The sequence below is a fragment of the Aurantiacibacter atlanticus genome (genome assembly GCF_001077815.2).
GTDB lineage: Bacteria > Pseudomonadota > Alphaproteobacteria > Sphingomonadales > Sphingomonadaceae > Alteraurantiacibacter > Alteraurantiacibacter atlanticus.
Genome location: NZ_CP011310.1, coordinates 1,739,312 through 1,754,510, shown reverse-complemented (window position 1 = coordinate 1,754,510; position 15,199 = coordinate 1,739,312). Strand labels below are relative to the sequence as shown.

13 protein-coding genes, 1 tRNA gene and 2 riboswitches are annotated in these 15,199 nt (G+C 56.5%); of the genes, 9 read left to right on the top strand and 5 right to left on the bottom strand.

The features are described from left to right. Window position 1 precedes the first annotated feature (1 nt). The 8 genes from CP97_RS16365 to CP97_RS08515 all read left to right on the top strand — a co-directional run bounded on the left by CP97_RS16365 (window position 2) and on the right by CP97_RS08515 (window position 10,865). The gene (locus tag CP97_RS16365) at window positions 2-157 is read left to right on the top strand and encodes a hypothetical protein (protein ID WP_169807762.1); all 156 of its coding nucleotides are present in this window, start codon (window positions 2-4) and stop codon (window positions 155-157) included. Between the two features lie 14 nt (window positions 158-171). Next, window positions 172-2,322: a malate synthase G gene (locus CP97_RS08545; RefSeq protein ID WP_048886869.1), complete on the top strand. Its 2,151-nt coding sequence runs from the start codon at window positions 172-174 to the stop codon at window positions 2,320-2,322. Between the two features lie 237 nt (window positions 2,323-2,559). Then, window positions 2,560-4,485: an acetate--CoA ligase gene (gene acs, locus CP97_RS08540; protein WP_048885583.1), complete on the top strand. Its 1,926-nt coding sequence runs from the start codon at window positions 2,560-2,562 to the stop codon at window positions 4,483-4,485. Between the two features lie 341 nt (window positions 4,486-4,826). Further along, window positions 4,827-6,656 carry a pilus assembly protein TadG-related protein gene (locus CP97_RS08535; RefSeq protein ID WP_048885582.1) on the top strand — a complete coding sequence of 610 codons (1,830 nt, stop codon included), beginning with the start codon at window positions 4,827-4,829 and terminating at the stop codon, window positions 6,654-6,656. Further along, window positions 6,653-7,258, top strand: a complete 606-nt coding sequence (locus tag CP97_RS08530; RefSeq protein ID WP_048885581.1) for a TadE/TadG family type IV pilus assembly protein — start codon at window positions 6,653-6,655, stop codon at window positions 7,256-7,258. The genes CP97_RS08535 and CP97_RS08530 overlap by 4 nt, the downstream gene beginning before the upstream one ends. Then, the gene (locus tag CP97_RS08525) at window positions 7,255-7,953 is read left to right on the top strand and encodes a TadE/TadG family type IV pilus assembly protein (RefSeq protein WP_048885580.1); all 699 of its coding nucleotides are present in this window, start codon (window positions 7,255-7,257) and stop codon (window positions 7,951-7,953) included. The genes CP97_RS08530 and CP97_RS08525 overlap by 4 nt, the downstream gene beginning before the upstream one ends. Window position 7,954: 1 nt before the next feature. Further along, complete coding sequence (locus CP97_RS08520; protein ID WP_048885579.1) at window positions 7,955-8,329, top strand: hypothetical protein; 375 nt, start codon at window positions 7,955-7,957, stop codon at window positions 8,327-8,329. Between the two features lie 215 nt (window positions 8,330-8,544). Further along, window positions 8,545-8,762, top strand: a riboswitch (cobalamin riboswitch). A gap of 171 nt (window positions 8,763-8,933) precedes the next feature. Further along, on the top strand, window positions 8,934-10,865 hold the full coding sequence (locus CP97_RS08515; protein WP_048886868.1) for a TonB-dependent receptor plug domain-containing protein: 1,932 nt from the start codon (window positions 8,934-8,936) through the stop codon (window positions 10,863-10,865). A gap of 9 nt (window positions 10,866-10,874) precedes the next feature. Here CP97_RS08515 and CP97_RS08510 read toward each other — a convergent pair whose 3' ends face one another. The 5 genes from CP97_RS08510 to CP97_RS08490 all read right to left on the bottom strand — a co-directional run bounded on the left by CP97_RS08510 (window position 10,875) and on the right by CP97_RS08490 (window position 14,171). Continuing rightward, window positions 10,875-11,705, bottom strand: a complete 831-nt coding sequence (locus CP97_RS08510) for a Dph6-related ATP pyrophosphatase (RefSeq protein ID WP_063612400.1) — start codon at window positions 11,703-11,705, stop codon at window positions 10,875-10,877. Continuing rightward, window positions 11,698-12,516, bottom strand: a complete 819-nt coding sequence (locus CP97_RS08505) for an ABC transporter substrate-binding protein (RefSeq protein WP_048885577.1) — start codon at window positions 12,514-12,516, stop codon at window positions 11,698-11,700. Before CP97_RS08505 ends, CP97_RS08510 begins: the two co-directional genes overlap by 8 nt. After that, the gene (locus tag CP97_RS08500; RefSeq protein WP_063612399.1) at window positions 12,482-13,012 is read right to left on the bottom strand and encodes a DUF6580 family putative transport protein; all 531 of its coding nucleotides are present in this window, start codon (window positions 13,010-13,012) and stop codon (window positions 12,482-12,484) included. The genes CP97_RS08505 and CP97_RS08500 overlap by 35 nt, the downstream gene beginning before the upstream one ends. 39 nt (window positions 13,013-13,051) lie before the next feature. Then, window positions 13,052-13,245, bottom strand: a riboswitch (cobalamin riboswitch). Window positions 13,246-13,448: 203 nt separating this feature from the next. Then, window positions 13,449-13,892, bottom strand: a complete 444-nt coding sequence (locus CP97_RS08495) for an RES family NAD+ phosphorylase (RefSeq protein ID WP_048885575.1) — start codon at window positions 13,890-13,892, stop codon at window positions 13,449-13,451. 193 nt (window positions 13,893-14,085) lie between these two features. Next, window positions 14,086-14,171 (bottom strand) — tRNA-Tyr (locus tag CP97_RS08490). A 167-nt stretch (window positions 14,172-14,338) separates the two neighbouring features. Between CP97_RS08490 and rlmB the strand changes: the two genes are divergently transcribed. Then, window positions 14,339-15,133, top strand: a complete 795-nt coding sequence (gene rlmB / locus CP97_RS08485; RefSeq protein ID WP_048885574.1) for a 23S rRNA (guanosine(2251)-2'-O)-methyltransferase RlmB — start codon at window positions 14,339-14,341, stop codon at window positions 15,131-15,133. The last annotated feature ends 66 nt before the right edge of the window (window positions 15,134-15,199 follow it).

Below are 15,199 nucleotides of genomic sequence, written 5' to 3'. Positions count from 1 at the left end.
AATGACCGAACCAGGACTTGCAAGACCCGTGTTCTCGACCGAGGATTTTGGTCTCATCCGCTCCGCTCTGGCGACAGCCATCAAGGCTGGAGAAGATAATGAGCAGAGCCGCAAGCTTGTTAATCTGCACCATCGTCTCGGGCGTTTCGCCCGATGAACAAGGCAACGCTGATGCAAACGAACGACTCCGCCAATATCACGCTAAGTGGTGACGGAGTTAGCGATGATTACCAGCTTCGCGCCTACCTTCGGGTATCTGGTGAACTGGTCTCGTTTGTCGAGGAGGAAGTCCTCCCCGATGCTGGCATCAGCGCTGCGGCCTTCTGGAAGGGCCTTGCGGTACTCGCTTCGCGCTTCACCCCGCGCAATCGAGAATTGCTTCAGCAACGTGAGGAATTGCAGGAAGCGATCGATAATTGGCATCGCCGCAATCCGGAAAGTGGCTGTGGCGCGCCAGAAAGTTTTCTACGTGAAATTGGTTATCTCGTGGATGAGCCTGCGCCCTTCATCATAGGCACGCAGAAGGTCGATGCCGAAATCGCAGAAATTTCGGGGCCACAATTGGTGGTTCCGGTGCTCAATGCGCGGTTCCTGCTTAATGCCATCAATGCGCGCTGGGGCAGCCTTTATGACGCATTATACGGCACTGATGCACTCGACGGAGAAATCGTGTCTTCAACTGGGTATGACACCCGCCGCGGCGCGCAGGTTATAACGCGGGCGAAGGCGTTCCTCGATGATGCGGTCCCGCTGGCGGAAGGTTCTTGGGCGGAATGGACCGGTGGCCAGCTGCAGCTTGCAAATCCCGATCAATTGCTCGGCACGATTGGCGACAATGTGATCCTTGGCAATAATGGCCTGCATATCGAGATTGTGATCGATAGCAGCCACCCCATCGGCAAGACCGATCCGGCTGGCATTGCGGATATCCGACTGGAAGCTGCAATTTCCACTATTGTCGATCTTGAAGATTCAGTCGCCGCAATTGATGCAGCGGACAAGATTGTCGCCTATCGCAACTGGCTTGGCGCCATACGCGGCGATCTGGAAGCGCGCTTTTCCAAGGGCGGAGAAACCGTCACCCGAACCGCCAATCAGGATCGCAGCTATATCGATGAGTCGGGAGTGATACGCAATTTACGCGCCCGGAGCCTGTTGCTGGTGCGCAATGTCGGGCATCTGATGACAACGCCTGCAGTTCTATTGCCCGACGGTGAGGAATGTCATGAAGGCATTCTTGATGCTGTCGTGACAATGGCCATTGCGATGCACGATCTGAAGCGTATCGGCCCCTTACGCAATTCGCTGAGGGGCAGCATCTATGTGGTGAAGCCCAAGATGCACGGGCCAGAAGAATGTGCCTTTTCCAATGATCTGTTCGATGCAGTTGAGGATTTGCTTGGCCTAGCGCGTAACACGGTGAAAATTGGCGTGATGGATGAGGAACGCCGCACCAGCGCAAATCTTGCTGCATGCATCCATGCGGTGAAGGACCGGGTGTTCTTTATCAACACTGGCTTCCTTGATCGCACGGGCGACGAAATCCACACGTCCATGCTGGCTGGTCCGATGATGCGCAAAGGCGATATCAAGCACGCCGAGTGGATTGCTGCCTATGAAGATCGCAATGTCCAGATCGGCCTGGCCTGTGGTTTTGCCGGCAAGGCACAGATCGGCAAGGGCATGTGGGCCGCGCCTGACAGGATGCATGCGATGCTGGCTGAAAAAGCGGGGCATCCTGCTAGCGGTGCCAGCACGGCGTGGGTCCCCTCACCCACGGCAGCTGTGCTCCACGCAATCCATTACCACCTGTGCAACGTCGCTGAACGCCAGCGTGAGAGATCGACCGAAACTCTCGTCCCCCTGGGCAAGCTGCTGACTGTGCCCTTGGCTGAAAACACCAGATGGTCGGCCGACGAAATTACCGAAGAACTGCACAATAATGCGCAAGGCATCCTTGGCTATATGGTGCGCTGGATTGATCAGGGCATCGGATGTTCCAAGGTGCCCGATATCCATGACATCAGCTTGATGGAAGATCGTGCCACCTTGCGGATTTCCAGCCAGCATATCACCAATTGGCTGGTGCATGGCGTGGTGGACCGGTTTGCGATAGACGCCGCCCTGCATGAAATGGCGGCGAAGGTCGATGCGCAGAATGCGGGCGACCCTTCATATCGACCGATCATGGCTTGCCCTAAAGGTTCCATCGCGCTTGCTGCCGCGCGCGAGCTGATAATTACCGGGGCGTGCCAGCCATCTGGTTATACTGAGCCTGTGCTGCACCACGCCCGCGCCAGGGCAAAACAGCAAGCCGGTTAAATCATACGCGATTGCGATTCGGAGACGCTCGACTGGCGGCGCGCTTTCATGAAGCCTGCGCCGCATTATTCAGCGCCATGCCAGCCGGTAAATATTCAGTCTCGAGTATCTTATGGTTCCATGAGAGCATGGTTGCATCGCCAATGGGGTTGCGGAAAGCCCGTGCTTGGCACTACGTCGCTGACGTAATGCCCGATCGGCCAGACTGGCCATATCTGGTCAAAGGAGAGAGATGTCATGGCACAGATTGTTCAACGTCCAGCAGCAACGCCCACCACACATTGCACACCAGATCAATATGATGCGCTGTATCAACAATCGTTGGATGATCCGGACGGGTTCTGGCTGGAACAGGCCAAACGGCTGGACTGGTTCGACCAACCAACCAAGGGCGCGGAATGGTCCTTTGCCCCGCCGGATATCAAATGGTTTTCCGACGGCACTCTCAATCTTTGCCACAATGCCGTTGATCGGCACCTGGGAACGCATGGCGATACCACCGCGCTGATTTTTGAGCCGGATAGTCCGGATGCTCCCGGTCGCTCGCTAACCTATAGCGAATTGTATGGTGAGGTCGTGCGTGTGGCCAATGCCCTGAAGGCAATGGGCGCTGGAAAGGGTGATCGTGTTACCCTCTACATGCCGATGGTGCTGGAAGGTGTTTTCGCCATGCTCGCCTGTGCGCGCATCGGTGCCATACACTCGGTTGTTTTCGGAGGGTTTTCGCCCGAATCGCTGGCAGGCCGAATTGAGGCGTGCGACAGCAAATTCATCATAACCGCCGATGAAGGGCTGCGCGGCTCCAAAAGAGTACCGTTGAAAGCAAATATCGATGCTGCCCTGGATCAACTCGATGCGCCGGTAACCGGCGTGCTGGTGTTCAAACACACCGGCGCTGACATTACCATGACCGAAGGCCGCGATCACTGGTTCACCGATCTTGCCAGCGATGATGATTGCCCATGCGAAGTGGTGAATGCAGAAGACCCGCTGTTCATCCTCTACACCTCGGGTTCTACCGGAAAGCCCAAGGGCGTGGTGCATACTACTGGCGGATATGGCCTGTGGGCGGCCACCACGTTCCACTATACGTTCGATTACCAGCCCGGCGAAGTTTTCTGGTGCAGCGCGGATATCGGCTGGGTCACTGGGCACACCTATGTAACCTATGGCCCGCTGATCAATGCCGGAACCAGCCTGGTATTCGAAGGCGTGCCGAATTACCCCGATCACGGCCGTTTCTGGGATGTGATAGACAAACACCAGGTCAACATCTTCTACACTGCGCCCACCGCGATCCGTGCATTGATGCGCGAAGGCGATGAATATGTGACCAGCCGCGATCTTTCCTCCTTGCGTCTGCTGGGCACGGTGGGTGAACCGATCAACCCAGAGGCATGGCGCTGGTATCATAACGTGGTCGGCAAGGGCGCCAGCCCTATCGTTGATACGTGGTGGCAGACTGAAACCGGTGGCCACATGATCACCACCCTCCCCTATGCCCATGATATGAAGCCGGGCAGCGCGGGCAAGCCGTTCTTCGGCATCAGGCCGCAGCTGGTGGACAATGACGGGAATGAACTGAGCGGGGCCGCGGAAGGCAATCTGTGCATTACCGATAGCTGGCCCGGCCAGGCACGCACTGTTTACGGCGATCATGATCGCTTTCACGAAGCCTATTTCAGCACCTATCCCGGCAAGTATTTCACCGGAGACGGCTGCCGACGGGATGAAGACGGGTATTACTGGATCACTGGCAGGGTGGACGATGTCATCAATGTTTCGGGTCACCGCATGGGAACGGCAGAGGTGGAAAGCGCGCTGGTCTTGCACCCGAAGGTTTCCGAAGCGGCGGTTGTGGGCTTCCCGCACGATATCAAGGGCCAGGGCATTTACTGCTATGTCACGCTCAACGCTGGTGAGGAACAATCGGACGAACTTCAGGCAGAATTGCGACAATGGGTACGCAAGGAAATTGGCCCCATCGCCACGCCCGACATGCTGCATTTCACTGAAGGCCTGCCAAAGACCCGCAGCGGCAAGATCATGCGTCGCATTCTGCGCAAGATCGCGGAAAATGATTATGGATCGCTGGGCGACACCTCGACACTGGCAGACCCGTCACTTGTCGATAGCCTGATAGAGGGCCGCCAGAATACATAACAATCCGTGCAAATAGTCAGTGCGCCAGCAAATATTCGTCAATCGACAAAAAGACTAAACGCAAGAATTTTTTCTATTGTGCGTTTCTTTCTTCTGCCGGTTTTTCGCCTTAGCCGCCCCAAGGTCGGCAGGACGAAATTACTACATGTGAAAGATCCTAAGCCACCAAATCTTTACTTAAATTTAACTAGATTTCGGAAATAATTGAAAAGGATCAGCGGGTTATGTCTCGGCATAAGTAACCGCTGCCCTTTTTCTGCGGAATCCAGATCAATGATTTGAGTGAGACCGGTATGACATTTCTGAACCGCCTTTGCAGAGATACCTCAGGCAATGCTTTGATGTTGACCGCTGCCGCCATGATTCCACTTATCGGGGTTATCGGGGGCGGGCTCGACATCAGCCGGATCTATCTCGTGGAATCGCGATTGCAGCAGGCTTGCGATTCAGCAACGCTGGCGGCACGCCGCGAACTTGGCGGCAATGTCATAGGCGACAGCATACCGGCCAACATCAGAAATACCGCCGACAATTTCTTCGGCAATAACTTTCGTACAGACATGTATGGCGCGGAAAACGAAAACTTCACACTTTCCGCACCAAACGCCACGCGGATGAATGGCACCGCAAATGTCGAAGTGCCCATGACCTTGATGTCGGTCTTCGGGATCGACAATCACGAGATCAGCGTCACATGCAGTGCCGAACTGAACTTGCCAAATGTTGATGTGATGCTGGTCCTCGACATGTCGGGATCCATGGCCGGACAGCGCATATCAGACCTGAAGGCGGCCGTTCTCGACTTCTATGACGAGGTGATGGGGGTAAAGCCGGAAGATGCCCGGATTCGCATCGGCTTCATGCCCTATTCTGCCGCTGTGAACGTGGGTGCGGAACTTCAAAGCGGGAACCCCGATTTTCTGGCAGATAGTTTCACCTATCAATCGCGCGAGGCGAAATTCAGCCAGGAAAGCAATAATGATGCCGTTGAAGTTGGCGACAGAATTGAAGAATCCTGGTCCACAGAGCTTCTTCCTAGAAACCCTGTTCAGCTCGCCTTTGCAGACGAGCCACAATATCACTGGAACAAGAACAACAACGCTCATCGCGACAAATGTCGAAATTATGACGGCACTTATCAAGTTGGCGATGAGACTTGGGTCATCTCAAACGCAACATGGCTCCCCGACTACTGGACCCATTGGCGGAACAATCAAAAGGCTGCATGTCAGGCTGATATTTATAAATACAGCATCGCAGGAGAAGGTGACGTGCACGAGGAGACCTTCACCGAGGTCTTCGACTATTACATCTACCGTCCCATTACTTTTGACACCTCTGCCTTCAAGCTGGGGCAGACCGTGCAAACCCCTACCGGAACGAAAGGCGCGAATGTGTCGAGTTCCTGGAATGGCTGCATCGAGGAACGCCAAACAGTTGCGCAATCGACATTTGATACGATTCCGGATGGCGCATATGATCTCGACATAAATCTCGTGCCCACGCTTGCCGATCCGGCAACGCAATGGCGCCCGATGTGGCCACAGATCACCTATGATCGCGGCGGCCCCGATGTCTTGGAATCGACGACAGACAAGAACGTGCGCGGCGCCAGTTGCCCGAGTCCGGCTGTCAGATTGACAGAGTTTCCGAAAGAGGGCGGCTCGCGCAATGCGCAGTTTGAAGCGCATGTTAATTCCCTGTCACCTCTGGGCGGCACCATGCATGACATCGGCATGATCTGGGCAGCACGCTTCATCTCGCCCAAGGGGATATTTGCAAGCGCTAACGCCGCCGCGCCCAATGGCGAACCGATTGCACGCCACATTATCTTCATGACCGACGGGCAAATGCAGCCCGGCCCTGTCTGGACAACCGCCTATGGCAATTATGACATGGATGGCCGGATGGCCGGTTTCGCACCAGATGGCAGCTGGAGCGAAAGTCAGCTGGCAGTCATCCATAACTCCCGACTGGATGCGATTTGTCGGCAAATTCGCAACAACAACATAACCATCTGGACAGTTTCGTTCGAACTACCGCTGAATGACCACACGCGAGGCTGTGCCACAGGAACCGGGCGCGCTTTCGAAGCGGAGGATGCGCAATCGCTTTCAGATGCATTCAAGGCCATCGCAACATCGATCGCTGAGCTGAGGCTGGTCGAATGAACGCGAAGACATCCCGCAGGACAAAACTGTTCGGGCACAATGAAGATGGAGCCGCGATTGTTGAATTCGCACTGATCGCGCCGGTCTTTCTGCTGATGGTTGTTGGAATATTCGATTTCGGCTTTCAGCTTTATGCCCAATCAGTGGTGAATGGCGCGATGCAGGCTGCGGGCCGGGATTCGACATTAGAGCCCGGCGGCCCCACACCGGCGCAATTGGACAATAGTGTCTCCTCGCGGGTCCATTACGTTATCCCTTCAGCGACAATCGAATTTACCCGTACCAATTACGAAGATTTCCGGGATGTTTCCCAACCCGAACGTTTCGATGACACGAATGGTGATGGGGAATGCAATGATGGTGAGCCGTTCGAAGACCTGAACGGAAATGGTAGTTTCGATCTGGATCGTGGCAGAGACGGTCAGGGCGGCGCTGATGACGCGGTTCTCTACGTTGCCTCGGCGACTTACGATCGCATGTTTCCCCTTTCAGGTATGATGGGAATTCCCAAAAGCGTTACCCTCTCCGGCGCTACCGTGCTGCGGAACCAGCCATTCGCCGATCAGGGAGAACGCAACCCCGTAGAAGGAAATTGCGCATGAGCAAACTCAATCGCCTTAAACGCTCAGTGCGCGGTCTTGTTCGTCCGCTGGCCGATGACACCACCGGTGTTGCGATGGTCGAATTTGCTTTCGTGGCTCCGCTCATCCTGACGCTGGGTCTTGGCGGAATGGAACTGGCAAATCTGGCGGCTACGCATATGCGTATCAGTCAAACTGCTATGCAAGTAGCAGATAACGCCTCGCGCATTGGTGACAGAAACGCGCTGGCGGCAGAGAGAATCTTTGAAACCGACATCTATGATTTGCTGATCGGCGCAAAAATTCTCGCCGGTTCGAGGGCCGAGCTTTTCGAAAAAGGCCGCGTGATTATCAGCAGCCTGGAACAAAATGATGATGGCGGCCAATGGATACACTGGCAGCGCTGCATGGGGAAGCTCAACAAAACGTCTGCATATGGCCCAAGCGGCGCCGGAGAAAGCGGCGATTCATTTGATGGAATGGGTATTGCAGGCGAGGAATTGACCGCGCCAGAAAATGGCGCAGTCATGTATGTCGAGATCTTCTATACATACAAACCCATCGTTAGCTCTCAGTTCGCCAGCCAATTCGTAAATGATGAGCTCGAGATCCGGAGTGAAGCGGCCTTCACCGTGCGCGGTTCTCGCGACCTATCCGGTGTAAACGAATCGAATGGCGTGGCCCCCGCCACCTGCGATAAGTTGGAGGCGATCTGACATGAAGATTACCAAAAGCAACGCTGCTATTTTCTGTTTTGGAGTCATGATATTCGTTGGAATGACAACAGAAGAAGATGGCACGCTTGCACAGCTGGCTTCCGTTGAAACGGCCGATACAGAAGAGTTTCGTGAGAAAGCGAAGAGTGTCGCCAATCTTCGATCAAACACGGCACCTGTGGCAAGCTATTCCCCTGATCCAGTTGAAGTCGTGCCTATTCAGGAAAGCGGGCCGGCTTACGGACAAGCTCCGTGGCCGGAAGAGCCTCAAGCCGATACCGTTCCTGCTGCAGAACAGCAGTTCGAGACCACAATGGATCAAAGCTCCAGCCCTGATGGTGTTTTGAATCCGGACTTCGATCCGCGCGTTCAGTAACGGCCAGCTTGCCGTAGCGAGATTAATTGGCCTGGCTCGAAGTCCAGGAAACCTGCGGAGCGGGTGGTGAAGACCATTGTGCCACCAAACTCCCGACAAATGCGCGTCAATATCGACGCGGGGAATTGCCACCGTTTGATCGCAAATCCTCCCAAGAATTACACTTGAATCGCACCAGCTGCCGTTTTAGAGGCCGCCGCGTCGACACTCTTCGGAATGTCGATATTCGCACCGGTATCGGGAACACAGTGAGAGCGTGATATGCTCAAATCTGCGGCTGTCCCTGCAACTGTAAGCGGCGAGCGAGAGGTAAGTACGTAATCCGAAAGGATGCGCAGCCACTGGGCCATTCTGTCTCATCAGAATGCCTGGGAAGGTTTGCTTCAAGCATTGACCCGCAAGCCAGGAGACCGACCGATGCGAGTCGCTCTTGCCTGGCTCATGGGATTGGCCGGGCGCGAACCTATTCGTCTGAGCGACGAAGCTGCGGCTGGGGCCGCATCGGCATTGGTTTGGCGGGCGCCTGTGCGTCCGTTCGCCGACCATGCCGACCGTTCGCACGGACGCCCCGGCCAAGTCGCTCGACGCCTGGGATATATTACCGATGAAAATTGCTATACGCACGCTCCTGCTTGCCACCGCCGCTGTGCCAAGCGCACTTTCCGCTCAAACCGCATCCGATACTTCGTCCGATAAAAAGGCGAATGGTGATGAAACCATCATAGTCACTGGCACCCGTTCCGCCGAGCCCTTGCCTGCAGACCGTATTGGCGGTTCAATCACGGTGCTGGACGAGACCGCTTTGAAACGCAGGCAGGTGCGCTACATTTCGGATGTGCTGCGCGATGTCCCCGGCATTGCAGTCGGCCGGGTTCCGGGCCAGACTCAAATCCGCATTAGGGGCGCAGAGGCCAATCATACGCTGGTGCTGATCGACGGTATCGAAGTATCCGATCCGTTCGTGGGAGAATTCGATTTCGGCGGATTGATTGCTGACAATGCTGCCCGGGTGGAAGTGCTGCGCGGCCAGCAAAGCGCAATCTACGGCTCGGATGCGATCGGCGGGGTTATCCATTACATCACCCCCACCGGACGCGAGGCGCCGGGCATCAGCGCACGGATCGATGGCGGGTCGTTCGCCACGGTCAACACTGCGGTGCGGCTCGCCGGAGTGGAGGGAACAATCGATTACGCGCTGTCCGCGACGCTGAACAGTACCGATGGAACGCCGGGCGCCCGCGTCGGAACGCGCGATCTGGCGAACGATACAGGGGCGCTTTCGCTGAAAGCCAATTGGCGCCCGAGCGAAACGTTTCGCCTGACTGGTGTCGTACGCTATGGCCGCACAGAAGCGGAATTCAACAATAGCGATAATGATTTTGCCAGCCCCACCTTCGGTTTCCAGATCGATACGCCAGACAATGAGGTCGAGAATGAGGCAATTTATGGCCTGCTAAGGGGGGAGCTGGATTTACTGGATGGCGACTGGACGCATAGGTTGACCGGGCAGATCGTCGACACCACCCGTGATGGATTTAGCGCAGAGGTCCGCAGTTACGGCAGCGAGGGGCAGCGATTGAAAGGGTCGTATGAAACCACGATGCGGTTTGATGGTGCGGGCGTGCAGCACCGCCTGACCGGCGCAGTGGATGTGGAGCGCGAGCGGTTCCGCAACACCGACCCTTCCGGCTTTCTCTTTTCCGGCCAGAGGCAAATCAACAACGTCGGCTTCGTCGCGCAATATGATGCGCTGATCGGCGACAATGCCAGCTTCGGAGCTTCGATCCGCCGGGATGACAATGATCGCTTCGCTGACACCACCACCTATCGTCTCCATGGTAGCTATCGCTTCGATACGGGCACCAGACTGCGCGCAGCTGCGGGTTCGGGTGTCAAGAACCCGGGCTTTTACGAATTGTTTGGCCTTTTCGATGGGCGCTTCATCGGCAATCCCGATCTGGAGCCAGAACGGTCCGAAGGCTGGGAAGTGGGGGTCGAGCAGGAGCTGGCGCAAGGTGCCGCTACATTTGGCCTGACCTATTTCGAGAGCGATTTGGAACAGGAGATCTTTACCCTGTACTCAACCGTCGCAACCCCTGCCAATCGCGACACGATATCAACACAAAGCGGCGTTGAGGCATTTGCGCAGACCCGGTTCGGCGATGCCTGGACCCTGAATGCAACCTACACCTATCTTCGTGCGCGGGAGAACGGTGGCCGCGAAATCCGCCGGCCCGCTCATACTGCCAGCTTTGCGGTAGATTGGCGCGCACCTGCCGACAAGGGCGGAGTGTCGTTGGTCGCTCGCTATAATGGTGAAAGCGACGACGATGCTTTCATTGACCCGTCCTTTATTCCTGTGCGGGTGCAGCTCGATGATTATGTGCTGGTCAATCTCAACGCAGATGTGAAGGTGAGCGGTCGGATCGATCTGTTCGGCCGCGTGGAAAATCTGGCAGATGCGGATTATGAGGACGTGTTCAGTTTCGAAACGCCGGGCCGCTCTTTTTACGTGGGTGCCCGCGCCCGGTTCTGACGATAGCGATCAATCCGCTTTCGGCGGGGGTGGCGTCAGCACGATACGTGTGTGAAATTCGCCATTCTCGCCGAACGGATCGATATGGTCCGGAAGCCGCGCCAGCAAATCGGTGTCGAAGACATCGCCAATATCGATTTGCGTCAGATCGGGGAAGACGGCGCTGACAATGCTGGTCGCACCAGATGCGAGAAGATCGGCCAATAGCGCATCATAATCGGCATTCCACAATGGGAAAATCAGTTCCATGTTCGCCATGCGCGGATGGTCGCCAAAAGCCTTTTCGCGCCACTGCCGGATATGGGCAAGGTGCAGATCGCCGAAACACAGACGCTCGCACGCTGGCACCAAATCCACCGCAGCGGCGATCTGATCCACATAATCCGCGCCTGTATGAAGCGGCACGCCGAGCAGCGGCACGCCAAGCTGTGTAGCCTGTTCGACCACCACATCGATCGTGAACTCCTGCTGCGCGATGATCCGGCTGCGCGCGTCGAAAGTGGTAAGAAGCACAATATTTCTATGCCCTTCCCGTTGCAGAGCGCGCAATGCCAGAAAGCTGTCCTTTCCGCCGCTCCAGAACAATAGCGATATCGCGGCATCCGATTGAACGGACATATCGGTAAGCCACGCTGCCTGCTGGATCTTGCTGGCTCGCGCTGCCAGCTTCACACCGTCATGCTCGAACGGGCAGTGCCGGCAGCCAGCACCGCAGCAACGATCGCGTTGCAACAGGCCAAGCCGGGTGAAAACGATATATCCGGTGTCGGGATCTTCATAGGTGAAATCGCCGCGTTTGCAGGCGGTTTCGTGCAAATTCCAATAGCTTGGTTCAGGCAAGTTCCATATACCCCGCCACGGCGTCTGACAGCAGGGCCATGCTCGGAAGCAGGGCCGGACTTGGGCGGCTGAAATGCATATGGCCATCGAGAAACAATACCGGGCAATCAAGCGGCACCGTGACCGCTTCGGCCGATGCTTCGTTCATCCCGCAACAGGCGGCAATGATCAAATCGGGTTCGGTCCGAGCCACCTCATCCCAACCGACCTTGAAGGAGGGTTTGCCGCTCTCACCCAGCAGGCATGTCATACCAAGCGTTTCGATCATGTCCGGCACCCAGTGCCCGGCAATGAAGGGTGGATCGAGCCAGTCGAGAAACACCACGCGCAGCCCGCTTCCGGCATAGCGATCCTCGCATGCAGATAACGTCGTTTCCCATTTGGCGCGTAATTGTGTGGCAGCGTTCTTTCGTCCGATGGCATCACCCACTTGCGAAAAGCAGACCGGAACATCAGCCAGGCAATCAGGAGCCATATCTACCAACACCGGCGCGCTGGCAAGCGATTGCACTGCCTCACGCACGTCGCCTGCAGGCACCGCGCAAACATCGCATAGCGACTGGCTGATCACCACGTCGGGGGCGAGCCGTTCCAGCATTGTTATGTCGAGCTGATAGAGCGGTCGCGTTGCAGTACTGACCTGCCGGTTAATCTCACCGGCGGAGGCCTTCGTATCGATCCAGGTGCTGGTCAGCTTTGGCAGATGGTCCCATTCACCCGAACAACTGTGGCTTACCCCAACCAGATCGGCGCCCGCATCCAGCGCGACGACAATGTCAGTGGCGCTTGGCAGCAGCGAAACGATCCGCATCGAAAGCTCCTGTCAGTGCAATGATAACGAACGCCGCGCCGCCATATAATGCGTTGGCGAGAATGCCCTTCAGCAGGAAGGGCAGCCCGGCGATGTAACAGGCGATCCATCCCTCCACCGTGTTGGGATAGAAACCCATTGCCATCGGTGTAAGGTTTGAAATGTGGTAGAATACCACTGCGCTTGCGATTGCCGCGAAGGCCACAGGCCTAATTCCGATCTTGCCCAACACCGGCCGCACTGCAACCGCGGCAAGCAGATGCCCCGCGTAAACGAAACTCATGGCGAGCGCAGAGTAATATCCATTCACTGCATCTATCAGCAACACCGTCGCCAGCACCGGCACCAGCATCAACCTGCGTGGAAGATAGGCGGCCGCGACCATGCCGATCGCGCCGACGGTCGATACGCCCATCGGATGCGGCAAAGCGTGGGAGAGAACGCCAGCAAGCGCAAGCGATACGGCCAGAAGGCCGTCTTTCAAATGTCGGTCCATGTCACCAACTCCATAAGCCGCCATTCCCCGGACGGTGATTTCACAAGGTTCGAGCGGCCGGTCTCCGGACTTGACGAGTATTGATCGGCGGCGCCTTCCCATCCCAAAAGACAGTGACATTCTGCTGCCGATCACTCGATTACCGTTGCGAGGTCAGTACCGGATTTGCACCGGTTTCCCGTTCACCAACTCGTGCGCACTTACGCGCGCTGGCGTTCTCTAACATAAGTCAAAGGTGCGCCAAGCATAAATTGCCGGTTTCGTCGCCATGACAAAAGACGCAGGTTCTTTCCGTGACATCAGAGCAGGTTTGCAGCACAAAGTCTGAAAGGTTGAGGCAAAAAGGGGTTCGCAAAAAACCGACGGCTTTGGCACTTTCAAAGCTAGATGGATGAACGCTGATGTGAGTTAGCGAAGCATTCGCGGACGACGAGTATCAACTGGGAAATGGAGGAAGCTCCAGACACTTCTTGAAGCTGAATGGTCTGGTCTTCAGAGGAGCAATTTCAGCCGCCGCGGAATGACGAGGGTTCATCAAGATGATTGACGCCTCAGGCAGCACTGCTGACTGGACACGAGCCAACAGAGTTCGGCGTGAATTCAGCCAGGCATCCCCAAGTCGGCGCTTTTCAGCCGCATCTTTCTCAAAAGCGATATCTTCCGGTTCGTGATCAACGTCAGTCCAGCCCAAAAAATAGTCCTCATCAATCCTCTCGAGGTCTCGGGGCAGATATCGGAGGACTACCAACACCGCGAGACCAGCCTCTGAAGCAAAGTTCACAACTGGTAGCCCCGGCGATGTCCATCTACCGCCACTCAGCTCGGCACCTGCTCCATTAAGGTGCAGGAACCGCTTTTGAGTAAGGCGCCAAAGCTTCATCGACCTATTCTGGCCGGAATGCGGGTTTTAACGCAACATCTTTTGGTTTCATGGTTCCGCTTTCGACCCGATGATTACCTTTGCAATGACAAAGCCGAACCGACCGAAGCTGTCATCCGCGCCCTCGCCTGCACGACATCCGTGATTTCACGGAACCACAAGCGGTTCTCTGGTGCAGTATGAGAAAGGGCGGTGGTGGACAGGGCTGGATTCGAACCAGCGTACGCTTGCGCGGGCAGATTTACAGTCTGCTGCCTTTAACCACTCGGCCACCTGTCCACACCGGTGCCGGATGCGGGACTATGCCCGCGGGATGAGACCCCCTTACAGGGGAGCTTCCAGCCGAGAGGCGCCCCTTTGGCGAAGCACTGCTTGCCTGTCAATGGGGCTGCTGGCAGGAGTCCCCCAGTATCAGCCCCGTCAATACACGGGACAATCGAGGATTTATGGCGAAGAGCAAGGAAAAGAAGAACCTGCGCGGTCGGGCCGGACGCATGCAAGGCGGTCGGGGATCAGGGCGCGGCAACAAGGGCTACGTGCGCCTGTGGGGTCGCCATGCTGTTGAAGCGGCATTGAAAAACCCGGGGCGCAGCCACCGCAAATTATGGGCGACACGCGAAGGTATCGATTCGCTTGATGGCGAATTGCCGGAGCACTTCCCGCTCGAATATGCCGAGGTTACAGACCTTGCCCGGATGGTTGCACGTGATGCTCCGCATCAGGGACTGGTCCTCGAGTGTGATCCGCTGGAAGATATATTGCTGGCAGAAGTTATGGATGTCGATGCCACGCGCCCTATCCTGGTGCTCGACCAGGTGACCGATCCGCACAATGTCGGGGCGCTGTTGCGCTCTGCCGCGGCATTCAATGCCGCTGCTATCGTCACTCAGGATCGACACGCTCCGCCCGAAAGCGGCGTCGTTGCCAAATCCGCATCTGGCGCATTGGAAACCGTGCCGTGGGTGCGGGTCGTCAATCTCGCCCGTGCGCTGGAGGAGATGGCGGAAGCCGGCTACTGGCGGCTGGGTCTTGCTGGCGAGGCTGAAGCAGATTTTGCCGACGCATTGCCAGCCGGGCCGATCGCAGTTGTGCTTGGGGCGGAAGGCGAAGGCATGCGACACAATGTCGCACAGCATTGCGACGCATTGGCGCGCCTGCCAATCAGCGCAGTGATGGAAAGCCTCAATGTATCAAATGCTGGCGCCATCGCGCTTTACGCGATTGCGACACGTTCTGGATGATCAGCAGGGCCTGACCCACAAAAAGAGAGGGCCGCCCGATGGGCGGCCCGTCTCCTCCATTCAGCA

Bases quoted from the DNA above. Each gene is read 5' to 3' on its own strand.
- CP97_RS16365 (WP_169807762.1), top strand. From the start codon at position 2: ATGACCGAACCAGGACTTGCAAGACCCGTGTTCTCGACCGAGGATTTT.
- CP97_RS08545 (WP_048886869.1), top strand. From the start codon at position 172: ATGCAAACGAACGACTCCGCCAATATCACGCTAAGTGGTGACGGAGTT.
- acs (WP_048885583.1), top strand. From the start codon at position 2,560: ATGGCACAGATTGTTCAACGTCCAGCAGCAACGCCCACCACACATTGC.
- CP97_RS08535 (WP_048885582.1), top strand. From the start codon at position 4,827: ATGTTGACCGCTGCCGCCATGATTCCACTTATCGGGGTTATCGGGGGC.
- CP97_RS08530 (WP_048885581.1), top strand. From the start codon at position 6,653: ATGAACGCGAAGACATCCCGCAGGACAAAACTGTTCGGGCACAATGAA.
- CP97_RS08525 (WP_048885580.1), top strand. From the start codon at position 7,255: ATGAGCAAACTCAATCGCCTTAAACGCTCAGTGCGCGGTCTTGTTCGT.
- CP97_RS08520 (WP_048885579.1), top strand. From the start codon at position 7,955: ATGAAGATTACCAAAAGCAACGCTGCTATTTTCTGTTTTGGAGTCATG.
- CP97_RS08515 (WP_048886868.1), top strand. From the start codon at position 8,934: ATGAAAATTGCTATACGCACGCTCCTGCTTGCCACCGCCGCTGTGCCA.
- CP97_RS08505 (WP_048885577.1), bottom strand. From the start codon at position 12,516: ATGCGGATCGTTTCGCTGCTGCCAAGCGCCACTGACATTGTCGTCGCG.
- CP97_RS08500 (WP_063612399.1), bottom strand. From the start codon at position 13,012: ATGGACCGACATTTGAAAGACGGCCTTCTGGCCGTATCGCTTGCGCTT.
- CP97_RS08495 (WP_048885575.1), bottom strand. From the start codon at position 13,892: ATGAAGCTTTGGCGCCTTACTCAAAAGCGGTTCCTGCACCTTAATGGA.
- rlmB (WP_048885574.1), top strand. From the start codon at position 14,339: ATGGCGAAGAGCAAGGAAAAGAAGAACCTGCGCGGTCGGGCCGGACGC.